At 34.1% G+C, this 12,089-nt stretch carries 17 protein-coding genes; 2 read left to right on the top strand and 15 right to left on the bottom strand.

What is annotated here, in order from left to right; genetic code table 11:
• The first annotated feature begins 153 nt into the window (after nucleotides 1-153).
• Nucleotides 154-888 carry a 3-oxoacyl-[acyl-carrier-protein] reductase gene (gene fabG / locus ABWU58_RS02805; RefSeq protein WP_338406029.1) on the top strand — a complete coding sequence of 245 codons (735 nt, stop codon included), beginning with the start codon at nucleotides 154-156 and terminating at the stop codon, nucleotides 886-888.
• A 95-nt stretch (nucleotides 889-983) separates the two neighbouring features.
• The gene (locus tag ABWU58_RS02800; RefSeq protein ID WP_353283557.1) at nucleotides 984-1,328 is read left to right on the top strand and encodes a TrbC/VirB2 family protein; all 345 of its coding nucleotides are present in this window, start codon (nucleotides 984-986) and stop codon (nucleotides 1,326-1,328) included.
• Nucleotides 1,329-1,349: 21 nt separating this feature from the next.
• Here ABWU58_RS02800 and ABWU58_RS02795 read toward each other — a convergent pair whose 3' ends face one another.
• The 15 genes from ABWU58_RS02795 to rplR form a co-directional block, all read right to left on the bottom strand.
• Nucleotides 1,350-2,630 (bottom strand): M48 family metalloprotease, encoded by a 1,281-nt coding sequence (locus ABWU58_RS02795; protein WP_353283556.1) that lies wholly within the window; start codon nucleotides 2,628-2,630, stop codon nucleotides 1,350-1,352.
• 71 nt (nucleotides 2,631-2,701) lie between these two features.
• Nucleotides 2,702-3,355 (bottom strand): 3,4-dihydroxy-2-butanone-4-phosphate synthase, encoded by a 654-nt coding sequence (ribB, locus tag ABWU58_RS02790; RefSeq protein WP_265035471.1) that lies wholly within the window; start codon nucleotides 3,353-3,355, stop codon nucleotides 2,702-2,704.
• Between the two features lie 6 nt (nucleotides 3,356-3,361).
• Nucleotides 3,362-3,856 carry a transcription elongation factor GreA gene (gene greA, locus ABWU58_RS02785; RefSeq protein ID WP_353283555.1) on the bottom strand — a complete coding sequence of 165 codons (495 nt, stop codon included), beginning with the start codon at nucleotides 3,854-3,856 and terminating at the stop codon, nucleotides 3,362-3,364.
• 9 nt (nucleotides 3,857-3,865) lie between these two features.
• Complete coding sequence (atpA, locus tag ABWU58_RS02780; RefSeq protein ID WP_353283554.1) at nucleotides 3,866-5,407, bottom strand: F0F1 ATP synthase subunit alpha; 1,542 nt, start codon at nucleotides 5,405-5,407, stop codon at nucleotides 3,866-3,868.
• Complete coding sequence (atpH, locus tag ABWU58_RS02775; RefSeq protein ID WP_253309075.1) at nucleotides 5,404-5,964, bottom strand: ATP synthase F1 subunit delta; 561 nt, start codon at nucleotides 5,962-5,964, stop codon at nucleotides 5,404-5,406. The genes atpA and atpH overlap by 4 nt, the downstream gene beginning before the upstream one ends.
• Nucleotides 5,965-5,990: 26 nt before the next feature.
• Nucleotides 5,991-6,356: a YraN family protein gene (locus ABWU58_RS02770; RefSeq protein ID WP_353283553.1), complete on the bottom strand. Its 366-nt coding sequence runs from the start codon at nucleotides 6,354-6,356 to the stop codon at nucleotides 5,991-5,993.
• Between the two features lie 23 nt (nucleotides 6,357-6,379).
• A complete protein-coding gene (gene rplQ, locus ABWU58_RS02765; protein ID WP_253309077.1) occupies nucleotides 6,380-6,808 on the bottom strand; it encodes a 50S ribosomal protein L17 in 429 nt (142 codons plus the stop codon).
• A gap of 7 nt (nucleotides 6,809-6,815) precedes the next feature.
• Entirely contained in the window at nucleotides 6,816-7,883 is a 1,068-nt protein-coding gene (locus tag ABWU58_RS02760; protein WP_353283552.1) for a DNA-directed RNA polymerase subunit alpha, read from the bottom strand.
• 21 nt (nucleotides 7,884-7,904) lie between these two features.
• Nucleotides 7,905-8,291 (bottom strand): 30S ribosomal protein S11, encoded by a 387-nt coding sequence (rpsK, locus tag ABWU58_RS02755; RefSeq protein ID WP_264732204.1) that lies wholly within the window; start codon nucleotides 8,289-8,291, stop codon nucleotides 7,905-7,907.
• A 24-nt stretch (nucleotides 8,292-8,315) separates the two neighbouring features.
• The gene (rpsM, locus tag ABWU58_RS02750; protein WP_007550179.1) at nucleotides 8,316-8,684 is read right to left on the bottom strand and encodes a 30S ribosomal protein S13; all 369 of its coding nucleotides are present in this window, start codon (nucleotides 8,682-8,684) and stop codon (nucleotides 8,316-8,318) included.
• A gap of 59 nt (nucleotides 8,685-8,743) precedes the next feature.
• Nucleotides 8,744-9,385, bottom strand: a complete 642-nt coding sequence (locus tag ABWU58_RS02745) for an adenylate kinase family protein (RefSeq protein ID WP_353283551.1) — start codon at nucleotides 9,383-9,385, stop codon at nucleotides 8,744-8,746.
• A complete protein-coding gene (gene secY, locus ABWU58_RS02740; protein ID WP_253309081.1) occupies nucleotides 9,382-10,710 on the bottom strand; it encodes a preprotein translocase subunit SecY in 1,329 nt (442 codons plus the stop codon). Before secY ends, ABWU58_RS02745 begins: the two co-directional genes overlap by 4 nt.
• Before the next feature lie 3 nt (nucleotides 10,711-10,713).
• Entirely contained in the window at nucleotides 10,714-11,184 is a 471-nt protein-coding gene (rplO, locus tag ABWU58_RS02735; RefSeq protein ID WP_353283550.1) for a 50S ribosomal protein L15, read from the bottom strand.
• 3 nt (nucleotides 11,185-11,187) lie between these two features.
• Nucleotides 11,188-11,700: a 30S ribosomal protein S5 gene (gene rpsE, locus ABWU58_RS02730; RefSeq protein ID WP_338406043.1), complete on the bottom strand. Its 513-nt coding sequence runs from the start codon at nucleotides 11,698-11,700 to the stop codon at nucleotides 11,188-11,190.
• Nucleotides 11,701-11,712: 12 nt separating this feature from the next.
• On the bottom strand, nucleotides 11,713-12,084 hold the full coding sequence (gene rplR / locus ABWU58_RS02725) for a 50S ribosomal protein L18 (RefSeq protein WP_353283549.1): 372 nt from the start codon (nucleotides 12,082-12,084) through the stop codon (nucleotides 11,713-11,715).
• Nucleotides 12,085-12,089: the final 5 nt, after the last annotated feature.

Genomic DNA, 12,089 nt, shown 5'->3' with positions numbered 1-12,089 from the left:
ATTCCTGCAACTATGTTTTTAAAATTTTTTGACGTTTAACTTTATTATAACTTTTCCTTTATTTTGTGAATATCTGAGTTACTTATATTATGTAAGAAATCTATTGCCAACCAGTCAATATTCTGTTAAGAATTAAGATAATATAAAGTTATTATGTTTAAATTGGAAAGCAGAAAGTTCCTGATTACTGGCGCATCAGGCGGAATAGGGCAAGCAATTGTAAAAATTATGCACAAAGCCGGAGCAACTTTATGTATTTCTGGCACAAAAAAAGAAGTACTCGAAGAAGTTGCTAAACAATATGAAAAAAATATGCACATACTCCCTTGTGACTTATCAAATGCTGAGGAAGTAAATCAACTAGTAAATAGAGCAAGTGAGTTGATGGAAGGCTTTGACGGGCTTGTATGCAATGCGGGCATTACGCGAGACAGTTTATTATTGAGGATGACAGATGAAGCATGGCAAAAAGTAATTGATATTAACTTGAGCTCTACATTTAAGCTGAGTAGAGAAGCATGCAGGAAACTAATTAAGAATAATTGGGGAAGAATTATAAATATTTCCTCAATAATAGGGCTGACAGGAAACGCCGGGCAAGCAAATTATGCAGCGTCTAAAGCTGGAATAATAGCTATGAGCAAATCTATAGCAAAAGAAGTTGCAAGTCGTAATATAACAGTAAATTGTATTGCTCCTGGGTTTATAGATACTAAAATGACTGAAGTTTTAAATGAAGGACAAAAGGGAAAAATATTAGATAATATTCCAATGAAAAGAATGGGAACAGGGGAAGAAATAGCAGCAGGGGTCTTATTTTTAGCAAGTGATGAAGCAAAATATATAACAGGGCATGTGCTTAACATTAATGGTGGGTTATTTATGTAGCAACACTTATGTATGGACAAATTATAATTTTTATTTTAAAATAAAAATATGTGTAGGTTTAAGTTTGCATTAATTTATTATTTAAAGGCAAGAAAATGAGCTCTATGATAAAAAGATTTTTTAGTATTTTTTGTGTAGTATTACTTTTCTCTTTCTCAGGTTATTCAGCTACCACTGGTCCTGATATGGATGACACAACTAAAGTAATATGCAATATTATTGGTTACGTTTGGGGAATAGGCGGTCCACTTATGACAGTAGTAATAATTGGTGCAGCTTTGCTTGCAATATTTGGCAGGATGCCGTGGCCAGCCCTCTTTGCTCTAGGCATGTTCTGTGGTGTATTTTTTGGTGCTAAAACTATCATAACGAAAATTATGCCCAACGTAAGCAATGAAGCAAAAGCTATGTTGGAAAAGTGTGGACAAAATAACCCATAAAAGTACAGAAATGCTTTTTTGTTATCCATTAAATCGCTTCATATCTTCAACTTGCAACAAATAAGGGCTATCTTTTGGTAAAGTTTTAACAGCTAGCTCAGCATATTTTGTAAATTGCTTTAAATTACCTTCAATGCAAGCCTTTTTTGTCAAGGCAAAATAATGCATTGCCGTATCAGCTTCACATTTATATGCAATGCTTAAATATTTCCAGACAAAAGCGTTATTTGGTTCTACATTCAAAATCTGCTCCAGGTAAAAAATCGCCTTTTTTGCATCACTGTGTAATAATAAAGTATGAGATAATGCAAGTTTTACTAAATAACTATTCTTCTCAGATAAATACCTAAGCGATTCCTCATACATTTTTATTGCTTCACTTAAATTTCCTGCCTTGTATAGCATTTCTGCTTTTAATTCATATAGGTATGGGTCATTGCGTGACTCTTGAATCAATGAATTAACTTTAGCAATAGCCTCTTCTATCTTTCCTTGCCTATAGCAAACTATAGCATTTACATACTCAGAATTATTTTCATATTTATTAGATAACACATGAATAGGAGCAAAGAAAGAGTCTAGCTTTGCAACCACACGCTCAAACTTTAGTAACTTATCCGCAAAAATTGGTTTTACGTTGTTTTTGACCTTATAATTTTGTACAGCAAATATGCGTTTCTCACTAAGTGGGTGAGTGCGGAAATATTCCTCGGTGTTCTCATGCTCAATACTTTTAAAATAATCAAAAATCTCTTTCATACCTGAATTATCATAGCCAGATTTATCAAGATACCTTAAAGCATAGCTATCTGCTACACTTTCTTGCTCTTGAGAATAGTTAAAAAATAGTCTTGAACTGAACGCTACACCACTAAGCAAAATTGCACCAGCAACCTGAGGGTTAATGATAATACTAGAAACTAATCCTACCATATAACTAATCATTGCTATCGATTGAAAATAACCCATAGCACTACTCATTTGCAATATATGACCAGCAGATATGTGAGCAATCTCATGTGCTAATATACCAAGCAGGACATAAGGTTTAGCCGAATATCGTAAAAGCCCTAAATGAATGAAGATACTGTTGTTGTTAATTACAAAAGCATTAATCGAATTATCATTAATTATAAAAACTTTCATTCGGTCACTATCAATGTTTGCAGCGAAAAATAAAGGTTGCGCTAGCTCTTTCACTATTGCTTCCACTTCACTATCTCTAATAATGTTAATAGAGTAAGCATTATTACAATATGCAAAAAAGAACAATAAGGTCAAAAACTTAGCAATTCTAAACATGAAAATTCTGTGCTTGTATAATTTATAGGAATTCTATATTTTAACACTTAAATTATACAAATTTATAAACGCTAGTTTGATTTTTTGACGTAACTGATAAGTTTGTCGATGGTGGTTAACTTAATTTTATGATGTTCAGCAAATTCAAGCAGCTCAGGTAAGCGCATCATAGAGCCATCATCATTCACTAATTCACACCCTACAGCTGCATGATTAAAGCCAACTAACTTTGCTATTTCAACACTTGCTTCAGTATGACCATTGCGTGCTAAAACCCCACCATCATTTGCAATAATAGGAAAAACATGCCCAGGAGTAATAATATCATCTTTAGTACTCTTTTCATCAATAGCGGTAAGTATCGTATGCGTTCTATCATGAGCAGAAACACCTGTTGTAATGCCATAACGCGCATCAATTGACGTAGTAAATGCAGTATGAGGAGTAAGCTTTTCATCCACATTACTTCTTCTCATAAACTCAAGATTTAGTTTATTCATATGAAGCTTTGTCATAGCTAAAAACACAATGCCAGTACCGTACCTAACCATAAAAGCCATATGTTCTGGTTTTACTTTTTCAGCTAAGACAACCAAATCACCTTCATTCTCTCTATTTTCATCATCAACTAAAATGAATAATTTACCGGAACGAGCATCCTCTAATACATCTTCCACAGAAGAAATGCCGGGTAGACTCATTGAAGCATAAGTGGCCTGTACCATAATAATTTACTTAAATTCAATCTTAACTATTTTATACAATTTCTCTCCATTTGGCACTGTCACTTCCACATATTCACCGACTTTTTTGCCGATTAAGGCACTCCCGAGTGGTGAACTAGTAGATATTAACTGCTTTGAAACATCAGCTTCATATTCGCCTACAACCTTATAAACATATTCCACTTCACCGTTATTATCACTTAACATGCTTAATGTCACAGTTGCACCAAACATTGCTGAATCACCAGACAAATTTTTTACTTCTATTATTTCCGCATGTGAGAGCTTACTCTCTATCTCCATTATACGGCCTTCAATAAAACCTAACCTTTCCCGTGCTGCATGATACTCTGCGTTTTCAGACAAATCACCTTGATCACGAGCATCAGAAATAGCCTGTATCACAGAAGGTTTTTCTTCCTTTAATTTTTCAAGTTCGGCTTGCATATTCTCAAAACCTTCCCTCGTCATAGGAAATTTATTAATAATGGATGAAGCCATAATCACCACCTAAACGCAATTAAATTGAGTAACGAAATTACTCACAATGTTAAAAATATCACCTTTTATATCATCACTCATGTCATTTGACAACTTTTTTAAAACCCCAGGGTGTACAGTATGAAAATAATTAATAAGATCATGTTCAAATTTATTAATGTAACTTATTTGTATTTTACTTAACTGATTATATAGGTTAGAAAAAATATACATCAGCACTACTTGCTCTTCTATTGACATAGGTAAATGTTGTTTTTGCTTTAATAACTCGACAAGATATTTACCCTTATTCAAGGATAATTGAACACTAGCATCAAGATCAGAACCAAATTTTGCAAAATCTTCTAATTCTCTATACTGAGCTAAGCTTAGCTTTATAGAACTAGCAACTTTCTTCACAGACTTTAGTTGTGCAGCAGAACCAACCCGTGAAACTGACAAACCTATATTTACTGCAGGTCGAAATTCTTTATAAAATAATTCAGACTCAAGAAAGATCTGCCCATCGGTGATTGAAATAACATTTGTTGGCACATATGCAGATACATCACCAGCTTGAGTTTCGACAATCGGCAAAGCAGTTAAAGACCCCTGCCCTTTTTTATCAGACATTTTAGCAGCTCTTTCAAGCAAGCGAGAATGTACATAGAATATATCTCCAGGGTAAGCTTCACGACCAGGAGGACGTCTGAGCAATAAAGACATCTGCCTATATGCCACAGCATGCTTAGATAAATCATCATATATAATCAAACAATGCATTCCATTGTCACGGAAAAATTCCCCAATAGTGCAACCAGCATAAGGTGCTAAAAATTGCATAGGCGCGCAGTCAGATGCACTAGCCACAACTACAGTTGTATACTCTAATGCTCCGCTTTCTTTCAGCTTATTTACCACTTTTGCTACTGTTGAAATTTTTTGCCCAATAGCAACATAAACACAGTAAACTTTTTGATTTTCGTTTACCTCATCGTTAATCTTCTTCTGATTGATAATAGTATCAAGCGCAATAGTAGTTTTACCAATTTGTCTATCACCAATAATTAATTCACGCTGCCCTCTACCTATTGGAATTAGCAAATCTATAATTTTAATTCCTGTTTGCAGTGGCTCATGCACAGACTTACGATCAATAATGCCTGGCGCTTTAGATTCTATATCCATTCTGTTTTTGGCTCTAATTTCCCCACCGTCGTCTATAGGATGGCCCAACGCATTTACAACTCTCCCTAACAATTCATGCCCTATAGGCACCTGCACAACATCACCACTACACTTTACAACGTCCCCTTCTTTCACATCACGGTCATTACCAAGCACAACTATTCCAGCCGTATCATGATCTAAATCAAGAACTATTCCTTCTACACCGCTTGCAAAAAATACCTTTTCACCGAATTTTGCTTTTTCCAGCCCATAAACCAATGCGATACCATCTGTTACTGAAATTACTTCACCTATATTTTCCCGCTTTATAGGATTATCAAACGTCTCAACTTTTTCTCTTATTACACTTGCTATCTCAGAAACATTCATACTGTTCTTCATACAAAATTCCTTACTTTTAATATTTCCATTTTACTTAAGTCAACTAACCTATCTAAGTAACTTTTTAGCGAAGCATCGATCAAATTAAAACCATACCTAACTACGAAGCCACCTAGTATAGAAGGGTCAACCACATTGCTTACTTTTATTATTTTACCAAGAAAGCTCAAAGATTCAGTAATTATTTTTATATCAGATTCCTTTAAAGCTTCTGCTGACTTTATAGTAATTTCGAATTCATTTTCATTTTCTTTTGCAAGACTTAAGAATTTTTCTAATATAAGGATCAATAAACTAGAGCGTTTGTTTGCAAATATAACCATAATAAATTTTACTAAATTTTCACTCAAGTGCTCATTTATAGAAAGCATCACTTCTTTTTTGTGTGCAAAAGAAATCATAGGATGAGATAGGTACACAAAAACATCACGTTGATCCTTAAAAAAAGCCAATAAAAATTCTACTTCTTTCCTTATAATACCTAACCTGCTTCCTGAGACATGAAACAGCACTCTAGCGTAAGATGAAACTAAATTATTGTATTGGGTCTTTTTCATATTAAATCCAGTAAATCTAAATTAATTCAGCTACAAATCTTCCATTCTTCAATCCAAGCATTTTTTATATAAACAGGTCCTCTCTTTAAGGAAAGAAAACATAAATCATATCTGACTGAATAATCTAAAAAACTAAGGTTTTTACTTAAGAAATACTTAGAAGAATTTATAATAGACTGACATTGAAGATGAGATATCGGTATTTCTTTTCCAAGTAAACTTGTTTTAACTTCTATAAAAATCAGCTCCTTTTTTTTAGATACAATTAAGTCAATTTCACCGAACTTACAACGGTAACGGCGTTTTATAACATTATACCACTTCAGCTTTAAATATGCCAAAACTAATAATTCGCCAAAATAACCTACAAAGTAGCGTAACCTACTTACCATAAGAAGAACAATTATGATAACAATTAACTTTGTGTAACTACTTTGCCTCCTTCTCTATTTTTACTATAAACCTTACCTCTTGCTGCAATATCCCTATTAACCAGTTCTATCACTGCCATTGAAGCGCAATCACCCTTTCGAGTGCTAAATTTTATTATTCTAGAATACCCACCTTTACGATCTTGATAACGGCTGGCTAAGACGTTTAATAACTTATCAACTGCTAACTTACTATTATGAAGGCGTGAAAGCAAAAGTCTTCTACCATGTAAAGTATTCTTATTCTTAGCAATTGTAATAAACTTTTCGACATATGGACGAAGTTCCTTAGCTTTTGGTAAAGTAGTTACAATCTGCTCATGGTTAATTAATGAGATAGATAGATTCTTTAACGTCGATAATCTATGTTCAGTGCAACGAGATAGTTTACGTTTTTTTATTCCATGTTTCATATATCACCTAATCTTCATCAGTATGTTGTTTAGCCAACTCATCTATATCCTTAGGCGGCCAGTTTAGCACATTCATACCCAAAGACAAGCCAAAATTAGCCAAAACTGCCTTAATCTCATTCAAAGACTTCCTGCCAAAATTAGCAGTTCTTAACATTTCACCTTCTGTCTTTTGCACAAGATCACCTATATAAGTGATGTTTTCGTTTTTCAGACAGTTATGAGACCTGACAGATAATTCCATTTCATCTACCTTACGCAATAAGACAGGGTCATAACCCAAATCTTTAGCACCACTAGACGAAGAAACCTGCGATTTTTTATAACTTACATCAGAACTAATAAAGGGCTGAAGTTGCTCCTGTAATATTCTTGCAGCAGAGTCAACAGCTTGACTCGGAGAGATTGTACCATCAGTTTCAATTGACAATATCAGCTTATCCTTATCAGTCACTTGGCCAACACGACTATTCTCTACCCTGTACGAAACCCTGTTGACAGGGCTATACAAAGCATTAACTGGAATAAAACCAATTAAATCCTGTTCACTCATAAGCTTCAAAAGTTCATTTTCTTTATACTTAGTTACAGGAAGATAACCTTTTCCGCTAGCCACATATATGGTCATGTTAAGCTCTACATTTTGCCCCAGCGTACATATTAATAAATCTTTATTAACAATAGAGCATTGATCATCAGTTTCTATCATCCCAGCCAATACCTGGCAAGGCCCTTTAGCGTTTAAATTTAAGCATTTATTAGAAGCACCATTTAATTTACACCTCAACATGCCCATATTTAATACTATATCAGTTACGTCTTCTCTCACCCCTTGAATTGAAGTAAACTCATGAGTTACACCTTCAATTTTTATTCCATAAACAGCACTACCTTTAAGAGAAGATAACATTACACGTCTTAATGCATTACCTAATGTTAAAGCAAAACCACTTTCCAACGGTTCTAGCACTATATCACTTTTTTCACTTGAATTATCTGATATTACCTTAACTGAACTAGGTTTAATCAATTTATCTGAATTGCTACAGAGAGAAACATCATTATTATAATACATAAAACAACCTTTTCAAATATCCTATACTCTTCTTTTTTTTCTTAACCTGCACCCATTATGAGGAATTGCGGTTTTATCTGCAATTGAAGTCACAGTCAACCCACAGCTCTGAAGTGCTTTAACCGCAGCTTCGGTACCAAAGCCAGGACCACGAATTATTACAGAGACAACCTTCATACCAAATCTCTCCATTGCATTCTTCGCAGCAGCCTCCGCAGCCTTACCTGCAGCATAAGGTGTGGATTTTCTCGAACCTGAAAAACCACATGCACCCACAGAAGTTTGACATAGCGTATTACCATGAACATCAGTTACATTTACAAAAGTATTATTAAAAGTTGCACGAATATGAACAACACCAGTAATAAACTCCTTTGTACTCTTACCAACCGTTTTGACTTTTTTCATTAAAACTCACAATAATAATAAATTTTATTTTTTCCCAGCAATAGGCAACCGAGATCTACCTTTACGAGTCTTAGCATTAGTATGAGTCCTTTGCCCTCTCACAGGTAAACCTTTTCTATGTCTCACTCCTCTATAGCATCCCATTTCCACTAAGGATTTTATGTTCATAGCCACTTCTTTTCTGAGCTCACCTTCTATAACATAATTTTGTCTAATGAAACTGCTGATCTTTTCTATATCTTCATCTCGTAATTCTGAAACACGTTTGCGCTTATCAACTTCGCAAGCGTGACAAATTACATTCGCAGTAGCAATACCTATACCATATATATAAGTTAATGCAAAAGGAACACATTTCCTCACTGGAATATTTATGCCTGCAATACGTGCCACTGGTACCTCGATACTTTATTAATAACAACTCTTAATTTATACCATAAAACAACTCAGAGTCAAACCAAATTACAAGAAATTTTACTTTCAATCTCTTGCGTTACCTCATCAACACTCAAATTAGCGTCAATTGTTAATAATTTGCCTTTATAATACTCGCGTAAACCTTTCATTTGAAGGTGATATTCACTTATTCTCTTATTAATTGCAGACATATCAGCATCATCAATTCTTTTCTCTAACCTCGTACTTTTACATTTAGCACAAGTAGTACTCTTAAAAGAAGATACACTATATATGCTTTTACAGTCCAAACACGCGAGACGATTTTTTAATCTATCGATTGCAATATTATCGTCAAGCTGCAGCTCAATTACAATATCAACATCCCTATTATATTTTTCTTGCAAAACTTGAGTCAAAAAATGAGCCTGGTTTAAATTTCTCGGAAAACCGTCCAACAAAAAATTACCATCCATTAATGCAAGCTGGTCATGCAATAATCCACATATAATTTCATCTTGAATTAAATTACCAGATTCCACGGTACCCTTTATTTTTTTACCTAACTCACTGCCATCAGATATAATATTCCTTAATAAATCCCCCACTGAAATTAATTTTAAATTATATTTTGCTATTAACAAGCTTGACTGAGTACCTTTACCAGAACCTGGAGGACCAAAAATCGTAATGATCATCTTACTTTCCTCGTTTTAGACTCATATTTCTTTATCCAGCTATCGTACCTATTCGAAAAAATATAAGATTGTATTTGCATAATAGTATCAGTAATAACGTTCACTATAATCAGTAAACTCGTCCCACCAAAAATAAATGGTATATCATAATAATATCTCATAACTTCAGGTACGGTACATATAACTACCAAATACGCAGAGCCAATGAATGTCAACTTAAAAACTATATCTTGAAGGTAATCAGAAGTATGTTTCCCAGGCCTTCTACCAGGTATAAAACCACCATTTTTTTTAAGAAAATCTGCGTTTTCCTCTGGATTAAATATAAAATTGGTATAGAAAAAATTAAAAAATACTATCAGCACCAAATAGGCTACAATATATACTACTTTATTTGCCATAAAGTAATTCAAAATAAAATCAGAAAAAGCGTGCCCCTTATAGAAATTTGCAATTGAAATAGGTGTCAATAAAATTGCATTAGCAAAAATGGTTGGTACTACACCAGATAAATTAATCTTCAATGGAATATAAGTAAAATCGTCATTATGTAATCTTTTAAATTGCTTTTTAGGATGTTGAACAATAACTTTTCTATAAGAAGACTCTACAAAAATGACTAAGACTAGCAGCAAAAAAAACAATACCAAAACAAAAAGGATAATAAATAACGATACGCTACCGTTTTTATTTAACGTTAACAGAGATGACAAAGCGCTGTGTAACTCTGATATTATGCCCGTGAAAATGATTAATGAGATACCATTGCCTATACCGCTAGCACTGATTCGTTCACCAAGCCATATTAAAAGCATAGTTCCACCTAAAAGGCTGAAAACACCTATTGTACGAAACATAACACCAGGTTCGATTACAACCAATACCCCTTCCCTATTCATCCCTTCCAATCCAACCAAAATTGGAATTGATTGAAATACACAAATTACTATGGTCAGGTAGCGTATATAAGAATTCATCTTTCTACGGCCTGACTCTCCATCATTCTTAACTTCCTTCATTCCTTTAATCGCAGAAGAAAGCAACTGAATAATGATAGAAGCCATTATATATGGCATAACGTTCAATGCTAGAATTGTCATTCTAGCCAATGCACCACCAGAAAATAAATTAAATACTCCAAAAACGCCTGAGCCCTCTTTGGGAAATATATCATTAATTACATCAAGATTAATTCCAGGAATAGGCACATAAGTACCCAAGCGATAGCAAATTAAAGCTATTAGCGTAAAAAATATACGTTTTAATAAATCGCCTTTATATAACAACGTAGGATCCAAGCTATTAAATGCGGATTTATTGCCCATGATTTACGATAGTATTTCCACACTACCACCAACTGAAGCTACAGATTTTTTTGCAGCTTCTGACGCAAAATCAACATGAAACACAAATTTTTCGCTCAACTTACCTTTATTAAGAAGTTTAATTTTATCCTTAATAGACTTTATAAAACCTAATTCATACAGCCTATCCTTATCTATAACAGAGTCTTTCACTATTTTTTTAGCTTCCATTAAGCGCTGTATATCGCCAACATTAATTATAGAGTATATGTTCCTACGTATAGGCTTAAAACCTCTTTTAGGCAAACGAGTATATATAGACTGTTGTCCACCCTCAAAACCATTTATGGAAACTCCACTTCTAGCCTTCTGCCCTTTATGCCCTCTACCGGATGTTTTACCTTTACCACAACCGATACCTCTACCCAGCAACTTAGGCTTCTTTTTCTTAGATAACTTAGTAAATATAGAGTTTAATTTTACAGCATTATTCATACTTTACCTGTTTCCAACTATCTCGCTAATCTTTTTGCCTCTTTTGCTTGCTACCTGACGAGGAGATAACATACTATCAAAAGCTTTAAACACCGCACATATAACGTTATGAGGATTATTTGATCTAGTAGATTTAGCTACCACATCCTTTATACCTAACACCTCAAAAACTGACCTAATCGCTCCACCAGCAATAATACCTGTTCCGGCTCTTGCGGTTCTTAAAACTATCTCACCAGAACAAAATTTAGCTTTAATATCATGATGCAAGGTTCTACCTTCACGCAAGTACACTCTAATCATTGATTTCTTTGCAGCATTTGCAGCTTTGACTCTTGCTTCAGCAACTTCTGCGTGCTTACCTATTCCACATCCTACCCTACCCTTCTCATCGCCAACAACAACCAAAATTGAAAATGAAAATCTTCTACCACCTTTGGTAACCGTTGTTACTCTTCGTACCGAAACTAAAAGCTCTGATAAATCATTATTATTTTGTAAATTCTTTATAGCCATATTCAAAACCTTCTAAAATTCAAATCCAGAACTTCTTAAAGCCTCAGCAAATTGAGAAACTAATCCTGTATATTTATACGCTCCACGATCAAACGTAAGCTGCTGCTCTAATTTCATGCCAGACAGACGCTCAACCATTAAAGAAGAAACCTGTTTTATAGTTTCAGCGTTGACTTTCCCTTTACATACATCCTTAATTTTAGCATCCAAAGTAGAAGCCGAAGTGAGAGTTACTCCTTTTACATCATTAATTAACTGGACATAAAAATGCCTATTAGATTTAAATATGGATATACGCAAACGTTCAGCGCTCTTGTCAAGCTTCGCTCTATTACGCAACTTCCTTTTTTCATAGTTACTTAAAAAATTATATAACCTTCTCATCTTAA

The organism is Wolbachia endosymbiont (group A) of Pogonocherus hispidulus (assembly GCF_964028195.1).
In the GTDB taxonomy this organism is placed as follows: Bacteria; Pseudomonadota; Alphaproteobacteria; order Rickettsiales; family Anaplasmataceae; genus Wolbachia.
This window is presented reverse-complemented; position numbering and strand designations above follow the sequence as displayed.